This window comes from Bacillus nitratireducens (assembly GCF_036320425.1).
In the GTDB taxonomy this organism is placed as follows: Bacteria; Bacillota; Bacilli; order Bacillales; family Bacillaceae_G; genus Bacillus_A; species Bacillus_A nitratireducens.
Genome location: NZ_JAUMJO010000064.1, coordinates 1 through 254, shown reverse-complemented (window position 1 = coordinate 254; position 254 = coordinate 1). Strand labels below are relative to the sequence as shown.

Here is a 254-nt window from a genome sequence, read left to right as displayed (position 1 = left end):
GAGTACGGCCGCAAGGCTGAAACTCAAAGGAATTGACGGGGGCCCGCACAAGCGGTGGAGCATGTGGTTTAATTCGAAGCAACGCGAAGAACCTTACCAGGTCTTGACATCCTCTGAAAACCCTAGAGATAGGGCTTCTCCTTCGGGAGCAGAGTGACAGGTGGTGCATGGTTGTCGTCAGCTCGTGTCGTGAGATGTTGGGTTAAGTCCCGCAACGAGCGCAACCCTTGATCTTAGTTGCCATCATTAAGTTG

1 rRNA gene is annotated in these 254 nt (G+C 52.8%); it reads left to right on the top strand.

The window, feature by feature from the left end:
• Positions 1-254: ribosomal RNA gene (locus tag Q3V31_RS30865) — 16S ribosomal RNA — on the top strand; the annotation flags it as partial.